Genomic DNA, 12,609 nt, shown 5'->3' with positions numbered 1-12,609 from the left:
GAGGGTGTATAAAGCACCTTTAACCATGATCAGTGGTGATTGCCAAAGGGGTACACCTGTTCCCATTCCGAACACAGAAGTTAAGCCTTTGAACGCCGAAAATACTTGGTGGGAGACCGCCCGGGAAAATAGGTAGCTGCTGATCTTTTTTTATGTTATTTTAACCTTCCTTTATTAAAGGGAGGTTTTTTATATAGAAAAGAATATTATATAAAGTTTTTATATTGCTTATTTTTTTATTTTGTGATATAATATTAAAAAGGAGTTGATAATATGAAAAAAATTATATGCAAAGTGGAATATGATACTAAGAATTCAGAACTTGTTGCAAAAAATACTTTTGGTCAGTTTGGAGATGCAAACGGCTATGAAGAAAGTCTTTATATCACAAAAGACGGAAAATATTTTCTTTATGTAAATGGGGGAGAAGATTCAAAATACCCTGTAGAAAATATCACCAGAATGTCTGCTGCAAAAGCAAAAGAATGGCTTGTTGCTAACAATCTATAATAAATAGGATAATGGCAATTTTCAATATTGGAGATTGTCATTTTTGTTTGTGATATATAATTGACATTACTTTATAAATAATATATAATTTCCATATAAAAAAATATTTTCAGTAAGGAGATTTATTATGGCAAACAGTGTAAAAGATATTTTAAAAATCATTAAAGATAATGATATTAAAATGGTTGATTTTAAAATGGTTGATATTAACGGTCAATTCCGTCATGTAACTATTCCTGCATGTAATTTTTCTGAAAAAACTTTGGAAAACGGAATAGGTTTTGATGCATCAAACTACGGATATGCAGTTGTAGAAAAGAGTGATATGGTATTTATTCCTGATCCTGATACTGCAATTATTGACCCGTTTTGCGATATACCAACTTTATCTATGACAGGGAATGCTATGATAATAGATAACCCGGCAAATAAACCGTTAGCACAGTATCCGAGAAACATTGTTCTTGCCGCAGAACAGTATATGAGAGATTTAGGGATTGCTGACACAATGAAAATTCTTCCTGAATTTGAATTTTACCTTTTTGATAATGTTTCTTGGGAAGTTAATCCTCAATCGATAGGTCTTTCGGTTGATGCTCCTCAGGCACACTGGAACAGCGTATGCGAAGGTACAGGTAATGTTGTTGCCAAACAGAAGAATTACCATGTTGCAAAACCTTTTGATATTTCTTATGAAGCAAGAAGTGAAATGTGTTTGCTTATGGAAGAAGCTGGAATTAAACTTAATTATCATCATCCTGAAGTAGGCGCCGCAGGTCAATTTGAAATTGAACCTGAACTTGGTGAAATGTCAAAAATGGCAGATGCAACAATGATGATTAAATATATCATTCATAACGTAGCAAGAAAATACGGTCTTTCTGCTACATTTATGCCTAAACCTGTAATGGGAGAAGCAGGAAATGGCATGCATGTTCATATGCTTTTATTAAAAGACGGAAACCCTGTTTTCTCTGACGATAATGGATATTCTAATTTAAGTAAAGAAGCGCACTATTTTATGGGCGGTCTTTTAAAACATATAGCATCTTTATGTGCGATAACCAATCCAAGCACAAATTCATTCAAAAGGTTAGTGCCGGGCTTTGAAGCACCTGTAACTGTTGGTTATGCGACATCAAACAGAAGCGCTGTAATAAGAATACCGGCTTATGCAAAAAAACCAGAATTGAGAAGATTTGAACTCCGTAATCCTGATGCTACTTGTAATCCTTATTTCTGCTATGCAGCAATTTTGATGGCGGGTCTTGACGGTATTGTAAATAAAATTGATCCTCATGAAAATGGCTGGGGACCTTATGATATGAATTTATATCACTTAAGCGATGAAGAAAAAGCAAAACTTCAGTCTTTACCAACCTCTCTTGATGAAGCACTTGATGCTCTTGAAAAAGATCACGAATACTTAACAAAGGGTGGAGTATTCCCTGAAAAACTTCTTGAAAACTTTATTAAGGCAAAAAGAGCCGAAATAAGAGAAATATCTCAGATTCCACATCCGGCTGAATTTGAAAAGTATTATAATTTATAATAAATATTAAAAAAGAATCCTGTTTTTAAAGCAGGATTCTTTTTTATCATTAAATTTATTCAATATTAACAAATTTCCTTGCTATTTAATTTTTATTATGTTATAATTTTACTATATAAAAAAGGAAACAGGGAGGAAAAACTTATGTCTCATATAAGTGATACAGGGGTTAAAAAAATTTGTGAAATCTGTGACAGATACATAAATGAAAAAACTCCGCTTATGATGATTTTGAGCGACATTCAGAATGAATATGGTTATATTCCGCTTGACGCTCAACAAATTGTATCCGAGAAAACTGGAATTTCAGTTGCTGAAATCTATGGAGTAGTAACATTTTATTCCTTTTTCTCACTAAAACCAAAGGGGAAATACGTAATTGGCTGTTGTATGGGAACTGCTTGTTATGTAAAAGGCGCTCAACTTGTTATGGACAAGTTTTGTGAAATTTTGGGGATTAATCCGGGCGAAACTACAGAGGACGGAATGTTCACAATTGATGCGTTAAGATGTATAGGTGCGTGTGGTATTGCACCCGCTGTTAGCATCAACGGAAAAGTTTACCCTAAATTATCAGTTGATCAGGTTGCGTCAATAATTGAAAATTATCGTACAGGAGGTGTTGAGTAATGAAAACATTTGCAGAATTAGATGCTAAAATATGTAGTTGTACTGAAGCACTTTCTGGTAAAATTGATGGTTCAAACGGCAAACGTGCTATTCTTCTTTGCGGAGGAACAGGATGCTTGTCTTCTGATTCTCAAAGTATAAAAGAAAAATTTGAAGAGCTCATTATTAAAAAGAATATGCAGGACCAGGTTTCTGTTAATATTGTTGGTTGTTTTGGTTTTTGCTCTCAAGGTCCTTTTGTAAAAATATTCCCTGAAGATACTTTGTATCGTCTTGTTAAAGTTTCAGATGTCGAAGAAATATTTGAAAAAGATATCATAGGCGGTCAGATTGTTGAAAGATTATTATATGTTGAACCACTTACAAATGAAAAAGTTGCAAAACAAGAAGATATAAACTTTTATAAAAAGCAAAGAAGAATTGCTCTTCATGGATGTGGTGTTATTAATCCTGAAGATATAAACGAAGCAATGGGAGAAGGCGCTTTCTCAGGTTTAAAACGTGCTTTGTCTATGGACCCTAAAGAAGTTATTGATGAAGTTCTTGCGGCAGGTTTAAGAGGGCGTGGTGGCGCAGGATTCCCAACAGGACGTAAATGGTCATTTGCTTATGCTAACAAAGCAGATCAGAAATATGTCGTATGTAACGGCGATGAAGGGGACCCTGGTGCATTTATGGACCGTTCAATACTTGAAGGAAATCCATTTGCCGTTATTGAAGGTATGATGATTGCAGGATATGCAATCGGTGCAACCGAAGGATATTTCTATGTAAGAGCTGAATATCCTATTGCTATTAAACGTCTTAAAAAAGCAATCGAACAGATGAACGAAATAGGAATTTTAGGCGAAAACATCTTGGGTACAGGCTTTAGTTTCCAGGCACATATAAGACTTGGAGCGGGAGCGTTTGTATGTGGAGAAGAAACAGCACTTTTAAATTCTATTGAAGGTAAACGTGGTATGCCTCGTCCTCGTCCTCCGTTCCCTGCTGTAAAAGGCCTTTGGGGCAAGCCAACTGTTGTAAACAATGTTGAAACACTTGCTTGTATTCCTTACATATTAAGAGAAGGCGCAAAATCATTTGCCGAATGTGGTACAGAAGGCTCTAAAGGAACAAAGGTTTTTGCTCTTGGCGGTAAAGTAAATAATGTTGGACTTGTTGAAATTCCAATGGGTACAACACTTCGTGAATTAATTTATGATATCGGTGGAGGTATTCCTGATAATAAAGAATTTAAAGCCATTCAGACAGGTGGTCCGTCAGGTGGTTGCTTAACTAAGGAAAGTCTTGACGAACCTATTGATTTTGATAATCTTGTTGCTAAAGGCTCTATGATGGGCTCAGGCGGTGCTATTGTAATGGATGAAGATAACTGTATGGTTGACGTTGCTAAATTCTATATGGAATTTATTTGTGACGAATCTTGTGGTAAATGTTCTCCTTGCAGAATTGGTACAAAGAGAATGCTTGAAATTCTTACCCGTATTACTGAAGGTAATGGAACAATGAAGGATTTAGAAGAGTTAGAAGAACTTGGAAAACATGTTAAAGCCAACTCATTATGTGCGCTTGGTCAAACTGCTGCTAACCCTATAATTTCTACATTGACTCATTTTAAAGATGAATATCTTGCTCACATTGTCGATAAGAAATGTCCTGCTAAAGTATGTAAAAAACTTATAAGTTATACAATTATTCAAGATCAGTGTTTTGGTTGTGGATTATGTGCGAAAGCATGTCCTGTCGGCTGTATTGAAAGAACTGATTATAAGGCACCTGATAAGAAACTTAATTCGTTCCAGATTGATCCGGCAAAATGTGTTAAATGTGGCGCTTGTATGGCAACTTGTAAGTTTAAAGCGATTGTGCAGAAGTAAGAAGGGAGGAAGTTAAAATGAGTACAGTAAATATAAAAATCGAAGGTGTATCTTACCAGGTTGATGAAGGACTTACCATTTTAGAAGCCGCGAAAAAATGTGGTTATGAAATTCCTTCTTTATGTGCGTTTAATCACGGAGAATGTTCAAATGGTTCTTGCCGTGTTTGCTTGGTTGAAGTTGCAGGGGCCAGAGGTCTTGTTGCTTCTTGTGTTTATCCTGTAAACGAAGGAATGGAAATTAGAATTTCAACTCCAAAAGCAAGTGAAGCAAGGCGTGCATCAGTTGAACTATTATTATCAAACCATAATCAGAATTGTCAACAGTGCGATAAAAACGGAAAATGTGAACTTTTACATGTTGCATCATTAACAGGCGCTCGTGAGGGAATGTATCAGGGTTCTAAAACTCCTGTAACAGTTGATGAATTAAGCCCGTCTATTATTCGTGATACATCTAAATGTATTCTTTGCGGAAGATGTGTGGCAAGATGTCAGGCTGCACATGGTATGGGTATTTTAGGTTTTGAAAATCGTGGATTTAAAACAATAGTTGCACCTGCTGAAAACCGTTCATTTGTTAATTCTCCATGTATTAACTGTGGACAGTGTGTAAGTGTATGTCCTACAGGTGCACTAATGGAAAAATCTGAAATTGCTAAAGTTGATGAAGCAATGGCAAAAGGTAAACATGTTGTTGTCCAGACTGCTCCTGCTGTCCGTGCCGCTCTGGGCGAAGAATTCGGACTTCCTGTGGGCACAGCGGTAACAGGGAAAATGGTTGCTGCTCTAAAACGTCTAGGGTTTGATAAAGTTTATGATACGAACTTTGCTGCCGACCTTACAATTATGGAAGAGGGAACAGAACTGCTATCAAGAATTAAAAATGGCGGAGTTCTTCCAATGATTACTTCCTGTTCACCGGGGTGGATAAACTATGCAGAATATAATTACGGAGATTTACTTTCACATCTTTCAAGTTGTAAATCTCCTCATCAGATGCAAGGCGCAGTAATTAAAACATACTATGCCGAAAAGAAAGGCATTGATCCTAAAGATATATTTGTTGTATCAATAATGCCTTGTACAGCAAAGAAAGATGAAAAAGAACGTGACCAGATGCAGAAAAACGGTATCAAAGACGTTGATGCAGTTTTAACTACACGTGAACTTGCAAAAATGATTAAGCGTGCAGGTATTATCTTTAACCGTTTGCCTGATGAAGATTTTGATCAGGATTTATTGGGCGAATATACAGGCGCAGGCGTAATTTTCGGTGTAACCGGTGGTGTTATGGAAGCGGCTTTACGTACAGTTTATTTTGTACTGACAGGTAAAGAGCACGAACAAATTACTTTTGAAGCAGTAAGAGGCTTTGAAGGCATACGTGAAGCGTCAATTGATATAAACGGTATGACTGTTAATGTCGCTATTGCTCACGGTATGAAGAACGCTAAAGTTCTTTTAGATGAAATCCGTGAAGGTAAGTCAAAATATCATTTCATTGAAATTATGGGATGTCCCGGAGGATGTATCGCAGGCGGAGGTCAGCCGATTGTTCGTTCCTGCTTTATGCCAAATGAAGATGATGATATTTTGGATACATATAAAGAAAAAAGAGCGAAAGCACTTTACTCGGAAGATGAAAGGCTTACTCTTCGTCAATCTCATAAAAATCCTCAGGTTAAGGAATTATATGATAATTTCTTGGGTGAACCTAATTCACATAAAGCCCATGAACTTCTTCATACAACATATAATAAGCGTGTAGGATTTAATGACTGATTGCAGTATAAATAAAAAATGTAAATAAATTTTCCATTATAAAAAACAATGTTTAAATAGTTTGACTTTTTAAACATTGTTTTTTTATTGTGTTTTAAAACAACTAAACATTGATTTATGCTAACGAAAATGATAGAAATTATATATTTGATAAATATAAAAAAAAGTGTATAATAAAATTATCGTATTATAAAGGATTGATAAATATGACAATACAACAATGCAAATATGTACTTGCAGTTGCTAAAACAGGTTCGTTTTCAGAGGCGGCAAAGCAACTTTTTATTGCTCAGTCTTCTTTGTCTATCAGTGTAAAAAGTCTGGAGCAGGAACTTAATATAAAAATATTTGAACGTTCCGGAGCGGGTGTGTATCTTACCGATGAAGGTGCTGAATTTTTAAAATATGCAACGCAAATATGCGAAAACAGTGATTACATCACGGAAAGATATAAGAAAAATATATCAAGAAAGTTATATATAGCAACGCAACATTATGACTTTATTGCAGATATTTTCGGAAATTTCTTAAAAACTATAAAAGACGAAGATTATCGTTTTTCAATAAGAGAAATTGAAACTTATAATGTTATTCGTGATGTTGAAAGAGCCAGAAGTGATATAGGAATAATTGCAGTAAAAGATGCAGATTTCGATGTAATGAAAAGGTATTTAAGTAAAAAGAATCTACTTTTTACACCTGTTATAGAAGTAAAACCACACGTATTTTTCAGAAAAAATCATCCACTTTCCAACTTGATGAAAATTTCTACACAGGAACTTAAATCTTATCCTTATGTATCTTACGAACAAGGGGAACATGAGAGTTCATTTTTTACTGAAGAACTTGTTGACGTTTCTTATGTTGATAAACATATTGAAATAAGTGACAGAGCAACTTTGATGAATATACTTATGCTTACAGATTCCTATACTATAGGTACAGGAATTATGCCGTCTGCACTTAATAAAGGAGATATAGTAAGCATTCCTTTTGAAAGTAAAGGATATTATATAATAGGATATCTTCTTAATGAAGAAAGAAAAGTATCTGCGATTACAAAAGAATTTATTGAATATATGGAAAAAATTTTAGGAGGAATAAAATGAAAGCGTTAGTAAAAAAATATCCTGAAAAGGGATTGTGGTTTGAGGAAGTTCCTGAGCCGACAATTTCTGCAAATGATGTAAAAATTAAAATACATAAAACTGCGATATGCGGAACAGACCTTCATATTTATAACTGGGATGAATGGTCGCAGAAAACTATTGAAACACCACGTATTATCGGTCACGAATATGTTGGGGAAATAGTTGAAATCGGCTCTAATGTGACTAATTTGAAAATCGGAGAAATAGTTTCGGGAGAAGGGCATATCGTATGCGGAAAATGCCGTAACTGCCTTGCAGGGAACGGTCACCTTTGCAAAGATACTATCGGAGTTGGTGTAAACCGTGACGGAGCATTTGCTGAGTATCTTGTTATTCCTAAAGAAAATGTAAGAAAATGTGAAAAAGATATTCCTGAAGAAATGTATGCAATATTTGATCCGTTTGGAAATGCCGTACATACTGCACTTTCTTTTGAACTCACGGGCGAAGATGTTCTTATAACAGGGGCTGGACCTATTGGAATAATGGCAGCAGCAGTTTGCAAACACGTTGGCGCAAGACGTGTAGTTATTACCGATATTAATGATGAAAGACTTGTTTTAGCAAAAAAACTCGGTATTCAGTATACAGTAAATACAACTAAAGAAAAACTATCAGATGTAATGAAAAAATTATCTATAAAAGAGGGTTTTGATGTAGGACTCGAAATGTCTGGAAGTGAAATTGCACTAAATACCATGATTGACCATATGATACATGGAGGTAAAATCGCACTGTTAGGGCTACTAAAGAGTGACAGTAAAATAGACTGGTCTAAAGTAATTTTTAACGGACTTGTTATAAAAGGTATCTATGGAAGGCAGATGCATGAAACCTGGTATAAAATGTCTGCAATGTTACAAGGTGGTCTTGATATATCAAATATAATTACTCACCGAATGGATATAACTGAATATGAAAAAGGTTTTGAAGCAATGAATAGCGGAAAATGCGGAAAAGTTATTCTTGATTGGACAAATTTAAGATAGGAGAATTAACGTGAAAGAATCATTAAAATATTTTAAAGAAGTATGCGAGCAAATTGAAAAAGAAGGTCTTACCAAAAACGAAAAAGTTATAACATCACCACAAGGTGCAAAGGTACATCTTGATGATAACAGAGAAGTTATAAATATGTGTGCCAATAATTATCTTGGGCTTGCAAATAACCCTGAAATAATTGAAGCGGCAAAGAAAAGTTATGACGAGTACGGATATGGATTATCCTCTGTTCGTTTTATATGCGGAACACAAAAACTTCATAAAGACTTAGAAGAAAAAATCAGTAAATTCTTAGGAACAGATGATACAATTCTTTATTCATCTTGCTTTGATGCAAATGGAGGACTTTTTGAAACTTTACTCGGTCCTGAGGATGCAGTTATAAGTGATGAACTTAATCATGCAAGTATTATAGACGGAATAAGACTTTGCAAAGCGCAAAGATTTCGTTATAAAAATAATAATATGAGCGATTTGGAAGAAAAATTAAAAGAAGCAAAAGACTGCCGTATAAAACTTATTGCAACAGATGGCGTGTTCTCTATGGACGGAATTGTTGCTGACTTAAAGGGAATATGTTCTCTTGCCAAAAAGTATGGCGCACTTGTTATGGTTGATGACAGCCATGCTGCAGGTTTTATGGGTGATACGGGAAGAGGTACTCCTGAATATTGCGGTGTGGAAGATCAAGTAGATATTATAACAGGAACATTTGGTAAAGCGCTTGGCGGTGCATCAGGTGGATTTACATCAGGAAGAAAAGAAATTATTGACCTTCTTCGTCAACGCTCAAGACCATACCTTTTTTCAAATACATTAGCTCCTGCAGTTGCAGCAGGTACTCTGAAAGTCCTTGACATAATTGAAAAAGACCTTTCAATGAGAGAAAAACTCTTTAATAATACTAAACTTTTTGCTAAAAAGATTAAAGAAATCGGACTTGACGTTATAGACGGTGGCACACCGATTATTCCTGTTATGCTTTATGATGAGCATAAGGCTTCTGAAATGGCAAAACGAATGATGGAAAAGGGTGTTTATGTAGTTGCTTTTTCATATCCTGTTGTTCCTAAGGGTAAAGCAAGAATAAGAACTCAACTTTCAGCAGCACTTAGCGAAGAGGATATTTTATATATTGTTGATTGCTTTAAAAAAGTAAAGGAAGAAATGAATATATAAAACACTGATTTTAAGGAATTAAAAAGTCATTTAATTTAGTATTTGTGTTCTGTTTCTTTTATTTAATGAATATTATTGAATTAATGTTAATATATTTTAGTAAATACATAAGAAAGAGGGGAAACAGAATAAAAATATTTTTGGATGCAGGTCACAGTGACGGGGGAGATGCTGGAGTTGAAGGGTTTAATCTCAGGGAACAGGACATTACGTTTGGTATAGTTATGCATCTTATAAAAAAATTATTAGATGTTGGCTTTGAGATTATGGTTTCAAGAGAAAATGTCGAAGATGTGCTTGGAGAAAATGTAAGTACCTCTTTATCAAAACGAATATCACTTGCAAATACTTGGGGTGCAGACGTATTTATTTCTATACATTGTAACGCATCTGCCAATAGTACTGCCAACGGTACAGAGGCATATACATTTAATACATCAGGTAAGGCACTCTCGTTAGCAAAGAAAATACAAAGTAAAATTGTAGAGATACTTGGCACAACGGACAGAGGCACAAAAACTGCTAATTTGTTGAACTAAACAGCACATATATTCTAAAAGGAGCAAGGTTGAAATACACCTTGCTCCCTCTCATTTTCTATTATGTATTCATAAAAAGGTCATTTATGCATACCAATACTTATCTAATACAGAGACAAAGAAAAAGTGCCTATTGATTAAGAAGTGTTAGTTCATTGGTGGACGGTTGAGGATTTGAACCGATGTATGGTTCCCCGTGAACTGATTTCGAGCTGTTAGAGAGTCTTTTTAGATAGAATAAATTAACGGAAGTTAAAGGAACTTAAAAAGCGATAAAAACCGCATAAAATAAGGGCTTTGAGGGGTTAAAATCCTTCAAAGCCTTTGCTGTTCGCGAAGTTTTCGTATTGCCGATTTTTGATGCATTTTTGGGGTTTTCGCTAGAAAAGTGCTAGAAAAATGTTAGATAAAAACTATGGATTGTTTTGGTGTTATTGAAATTCCTATGAATATATAGTATAATTGATATAGAGGTGATGTTATGAACAGACCGCACATAATCTGTCACATGGTGACATCAATAGACGGAAAAGTTACGGGAGAATTTTTGTCTCGACAGGAATGTGAAAAGGCTACGGATATTTATTATGAGTTAAATCGTGAGTATAACAAAAACGGCGCAAGTGGTTTTATTTGCGGTCGTGTGACGATGGAAAGCAGTTTCACAGGTGGTTGGTATCCTGATTTGACAAGGTACGAGCCTATTGATAATAAAAATGATTTTATTCCTGATAATCTATCGGGATTCTATGCCATAAGTTTTGATCCAAAAGGTAAACTCGGTTGGAAAAACAGTAAGATTACCGACGAAGACCCAGGTTATGGCGATGCACAGATAATAGAAGTTTTGACTGAACAGGCAGACGGTCGTTATCTTGCCTATCTTCAGGAAATGGAGATTACATATATCTTTGCAGGCAAAACCGAAATTGATGTTAAAATCGCTCTTGAAAAGCTTAAAACCCTTATGGGAATCAATTCTATTCTTTTAGAGGGCGGTAGCATTGTAAACGGTTATTTTGAGCGAGCAGGTGTAATTGATGAGATTAGCCTTGTTGTTGCACCGATTGTTGCAGATGCTGAGGACAAACCGTTATTTATGGATAGCACATTATCCGAATTTAAATTAAAAGAAATCAAGCAATACGACGATGTTGTTTGGATGAATTATATACGAAAATAAGGTGTTTTATTAAATGAATGACAAAAAAGAATTTTTAGCGACAGAGCCTATCGGTAAGCTTTTGTTCAGACTGTCGATTCCGACGGTTGTGGCACAGCTTATCAATATGCTTTACAATATAGTTGACCGCATATACATAGGTCATATGCCTGGTGATGGCAGTTTGGCACTTACAGGGGTCGGTGTGTGTATGCCCCTGATTATGCTTGTTGCAGCTTTTGCGGCATTAGTAAGTTCAGGCGGTGCACCAAGAGCATCTATCTTTATGGGCGAAAAGGATAATGAGTCTGCCGAAAAGACGCTTGGTAACTGCTTTAGTCTGCAGATTGTTGTGTCGGTTATCCTGACTGCAGTTTTGCTTATATGGAACAAGGATTTGCTCCTTGCCTTTGGTGCAAGTGAAAACACAATCGGTTATGCCACCGATTATATGAGCATATATGCCATCGGCACTCTGTTTGTGCAAATGACCCTGGGTATGAATACATTCATAACTGCACAGGGCTTTACCACTGTATCTATGGTTTCGGTGATTATCGGTGCGGTGTGTAATATTGTGCTTGACCCCATATTCATTTTTGGATTCCAAATGGGTGTAAAGGGTGCTGCACTTGCAACTATTATTTCGCAGATGCTTTCTTGCATATGGATTATCTCTTTCCTTTGCAGTAAGAAGACACAACTTAAGATAAAGAAAGAAAACTTAAAACTACGGGCAGACATCATTCTGCCTTGCATCGCACTTGGAACAGCGGCGTTTGTTATGCAGTCAAGCGAAAGCGTGATTTCCGTTTGCTTTAATTCTTCACTCCTTAAATATGGTGGAGATATTGCAGTCGGTGCTATGACCATTATGACAAGTGTAATGCAGTTTGCAATGTTACCTTTGCAGGGAATTGCACAAGGTGCTCAGCCCATTACAAGCTATAATTTTGGCGCTAAAAATGCGGGAAGAGTTAAGAAAACCTTCCGTCTGCTTTTAATCACTTGTTTAACATATTCCATAGCACTATGGGCGGCGGTTATGATAGCACCTCAGATGTTTGTTAAGATATTTACATCGGATAGCACACTTGCACAGTTTGCAGCACCGATGCTAAGAATTTATCTTGGCGGACTTGGTCTCTTTGGAATTCAGATTGCCTGCCAGATGACATTTACATCACTTGGCAAAGCGGCAAACTCCATTGTGGTTGCAG

The 12,609-nt window shown here is 35.7% G+C and carries 11 protein-coding genes and 1 rRNA gene; all 12 read left to right on the top strand.

The window, feature by feature from the left end; all coding sequences use genetic code 11:
• The first annotated feature begins 28 nt into the window (after window positions 1-28).
• A 5S ribosomal RNA gene (rrf, locus tag E7419_07545) occupies window positions 29-145 on the top strand.
• A gap of 128 nt (window positions 146-273) precedes the next feature.
• Window positions 274-510, top strand: a complete 237-nt coding sequence (locus E7419_07540; GenBank protein MBE7015039.1) for a hypothetical protein — start codon at window positions 274-276, stop codon at window positions 508-510.
• A gap of 127 nt (window positions 511-637) precedes the next feature.
• On the top strand, window positions 638-2,062 hold the full coding sequence (gene glnA / locus E7419_07535; GenBank protein ID MBE7015038.1) for a type I glutamate--ammonia ligase: 1,425 nt from the start codon (window positions 638-640) through the stop codon (window positions 2,060-2,062).
• A 144-nt stretch (window positions 2,063-2,206) separates the two neighbouring features.
• A complete protein-coding gene (locus E7419_07530; protein ID MBE7015037.1) occupies window positions 2,207-2,692 on the top strand; it encodes an NAD(P)H-dependent oxidoreductase subunit E in 486 nt (161 codons plus the stop codon).
• Complete coding sequence (nuoF, locus tag E7419_07525; GenBank protein ID MBE7015036.1) at window positions 2,692-4,572, top strand: NADH-quinone oxidoreductase subunit NuoF; 1,881 nt, start codon at window positions 2,692-2,694, stop codon at window positions 4,570-4,572. The genes E7419_07530 and nuoF overlap by 1 nt, the downstream gene beginning before the upstream one ends.
• 17 nt (window positions 4,573-4,589) lie before the next feature.
• The gene (locus E7419_07520) at window positions 4,590-6,356 is read left to right on the top strand and encodes a 4Fe-4S dicluster domain-containing protein (protein MBE7015035.1); all 1,767 of its coding nucleotides are present in this window, start codon (window positions 4,590-4,592) and stop codon (window positions 6,354-6,356) included.
• A gap of 206 nt (window positions 6,357-6,562) precedes the next feature.
• The gene (locus E7419_07515) at window positions 6,563-7,465 is read left to right on the top strand and encodes a LysR family transcriptional regulator (protein MBE7015034.1); all 903 of its coding nucleotides are present in this window, start codon (window positions 6,563-6,565) and stop codon (window positions 7,463-7,465) included.
• Window positions 7,462-8,496, top strand: a complete 1,035-nt coding sequence (locus tag E7419_07510) for an L-threonine 3-dehydrogenase (protein MBE7015033.1) — start codon at window positions 7,462-7,464, stop codon at window positions 8,494-8,496. Before E7419_07515 ends, E7419_07510 begins: the two co-directional genes overlap by 4 nt.
• A gap of 4 nt (window positions 8,497-8,500) precedes the next feature.
• Window positions 8,501-9,688, top strand: coding sequence for a glycine C-acetyltransferase (locus E7419_07505; protein ID MBE7015032.1), 1,188 nt, complete (start codon window positions 8,501-8,503; stop codon window positions 9,686-9,688).
• A 65-nt stretch (window positions 9,689-9,753) separates the two neighbouring features.
• Window positions 9,754-10,227, top strand: coding sequence for an N-acetylmuramoyl-L-alanine amidase (locus E7419_07500; protein MBE7015031.1), 474 nt, complete (start codon window positions 9,754-9,756; stop codon window positions 10,225-10,227).
• Window positions 10,228-10,708: 481 nt separating this feature from the next.
• Window positions 10,709-11,410: a RibD family protein gene (locus tag E7419_07495; protein MBE7015030.1), complete on the top strand. Its 702-nt coding sequence runs from the start codon at window positions 10,709-10,711 to the stop codon at window positions 11,408-11,410.
• Window positions 11,411-11,423: 13 nt separating this feature from the next.
• A partial coding sequence (locus E7419_07490; protein MBE7015029.1) for an MATE family efflux transporter occupies window positions 11,424-12,609 on the top strand: 1,186 nt, incomplete at its 3' end.

The sequence above is a fragment of the Oscillospiraceae bacterium genome, assembly GCA_015068525.1.
Lineage (GTDB): Bacteria > Bacillota > Clostridia > UMGS1840 > HGM11507 > SIG450.
This window is presented reverse-complemented; position numbering and strand designations above follow the sequence as displayed.

What these genes read in the sequence shown, in the direction of transcription:
- nuoF (MBE7015036.1), top strand. Translation starts at nt 2,692, where the DNA reads ATGAAAACATTTGCAGAATTAGATGCTAAAATATGTAGTTGTACTGAA.
- E7419_07515 (MBE7015034.1), top strand. Translation starts at nt 6,563, where the DNA reads ATGACAATACAACAATGCAAATATGTACTTGCAGTTGCTAAAACAGGT.
- E7419_07500 (MBE7015031.1), top strand. Translation starts at nt 9,754, where the DNA reads ATGAATATTATTGAATTAATGTTAATATATTTTAGTAAATACATAAGA.
- E7419_07510 (MBE7015033.1), top strand. Translation starts at nt 7,462, where the DNA reads ATGAAAGCGTTAGTAAAAAAATATCCTGAAAAGGGATTGTGGTTTGAG.
- E7419_07530 (MBE7015037.1), top strand. Translation starts at nt 2,207, where the DNA reads ATGTCTCATATAAGTGATACAGGGGTTAAAAAAATTTGTGAAATCTGT.
- E7419_07495 (MBE7015030.1), top strand. Translation starts at nt 10,709, where the DNA reads ATGAACAGACCGCACATAATCTGTCACATGGTGACATCAATAGACGGA.
- E7419_07520 (MBE7015035.1), top strand. Translation starts at nt 4,590, where the DNA reads ATGAGTACAGTAAATATAAAAATCGAAGGTGTATCTTACCAGGTTGAT.
- glnA (MBE7015038.1), top strand. Translation starts at nt 638, where the DNA reads ATGGCAAACAGTGTAAAAGATATTTTAAAAATCATTAAAGATAATGAT.
- E7419_07540 (MBE7015039.1), top strand. Translation starts at nt 274, where the DNA reads ATGAAAAAAATTATATGCAAAGTGGAATATGATACTAAGAATTCAGAA.